This window comes from Vibrio salilacus (assembly GCF_002811245.1).
GTDB lineage: Bacteria > Pseudomonadota > Gammaproteobacteria > Enterobacterales > Vibrionaceae > Vibrio > Vibrio salilacus.
In genome coordinates, this window is record NZ_NIVQ01000068.1 from 1 (window position 1) to 1,501 (window position 1,501).

At 39.8% G+C, this 1,501-nt stretch carries 1 protein-coding gene; it reads left to right on the forward strand.

The window, feature by feature from the left end; translation table 11 throughout:
• The first annotated feature begins 167 nt into the window (after positions 1-167).
• On the forward strand, positions 168-992 hold the full coding sequence (locus CDZ87_RS16715) for a hypothetical protein (protein WP_100754533.1): 825 nt from the start codon (positions 168-170) through the stop codon (positions 990-992).
• Positions 993-1,501: the final 509 nt, after the last annotated feature.

Consider the following 1,501-nt stretch of genomic DNA (forward strand, 5'->3'; position numbering starts at 1 on the left):
TTTAGAATGGCAACTAACAAAGCGTTTAAGGCAGATTCGCAACGCTCGGCATTTTTGGTTTGCTTTGAATTTAGTGTTTACGGCACAATGGTTTAAGTTAGGTGGCAATGTTGCTCACTACTTAACGCGGCGTTATAAATCCTACTCAACATTGGGTGTAATTAAATATGAGTAATGAATTAACGATGTCTTTTTTGACTGCACTGCTTGTTTTAGTAGGTATTGCTCAGATTAGAATGCTGTTTAGCCAAAAGCATCAAAATCAACTTGCTTTACTTCAGGATTATAGAAACAGGTGGTGGGGCTTAAAAAAACAATGGGCGAGAACTGTGTATGTTGGACGAGGAGAAAAGGACTATTATCAAGTCGCAGACCAAGCTCAACTTACAGAATTAGAGCAATTAAAAGGGGATTATTCTTTAAGTGCGCCTACAGTATGGGCACTAGAGTCAGTGCGAGGAGTATCTAATATATTTAGTGATATTTGTATACGTATTCTTCAAGGGCACTTAGACATCAAAGATGTATATCCGATATTTGGCAGTGAGTTACTGCGACAAGGTCGTCCACTAAGAGTACTTCTCGATGTTTACTACCCTCAAGATCATGACCCAATGGAGAGCAGAGCTCATAGAGGAATTAGGAGGGAAGTGCAAAATTGGTTGGTTTATCATGACGGAATAAGACGACGCTGCTTGATATTGATTGATCTCTTATGGGCAGAAGGCGTTCGTCTTGGTGATATATGCCCTACTGACATAAAAAAAGCAGCTATAGCTAAAGTCCATACAGCTAACAAAATAAATAATAGATTGGGTGAGGAAACACGAAAAGTTAATGGCTCGATGTCTCTCATCAGAATAGTGAAACTTAAAAGTCATTTAAAAAATGCTAAGTATCGCAAAGGCTTTTGGGAGAACGGGCTTGATGAGGTCGAGTTAGATGAACGTGAAAAAAAGTGGGAAGCAATGCTACTTAGAGAGAGTGTCTGATCAGATTTATAACAAACTGTTTAAGAGTGATTCGCAACGCGTGGCATTTTTACTATGCGTTAGTTTTAGTGTTTAAGGTGGTATGCGGCGGCTTCGGTATTGCGTTGCTCACACCTTAACAGGGCGTTAGTTGCCAGTGGGAAAAACGTAGCTAAGGCAGAAAATTTAGGGCTAATGAATTATGCAATTTTGCTCGATTTTTGTCTGGTTGTGGTTTGCTGAAGTTTCGTTTGGTTGTTAATGTTGTGGTTTTGTTTTGCCGTTTCAGACGCGAATGTACTTGTTGAAAGTCAGCTTTGTGACATTGTCTTTCCAAAAGGTTTTTTGGGTGCTTTTAGTCAGTTTTCTACGGCGTTGTAAGTTCCAAGTGGTTTCAGTGGCAGGCGCTTTAAAACTGCGCCTGATTTGAGTTTTTCAAAGTGCTGAAAAACGGCGTTAGCAAAAGTGGGAAATAAACTGGAAATCAAAGGGTTAGAATGGCAACTAACAAAGCGTTTAAGGCAGATTCG

Bases quoted from the DNA above. Each gene is read 5' to 3' on its own strand.
- CDZ87_RS16715 (WP_100754533.1), top strand. From the start codon at position 168: ATGAGTAATGAATTAACGATGTCTTTTTTGACTGCACTGCTTGTTTTA.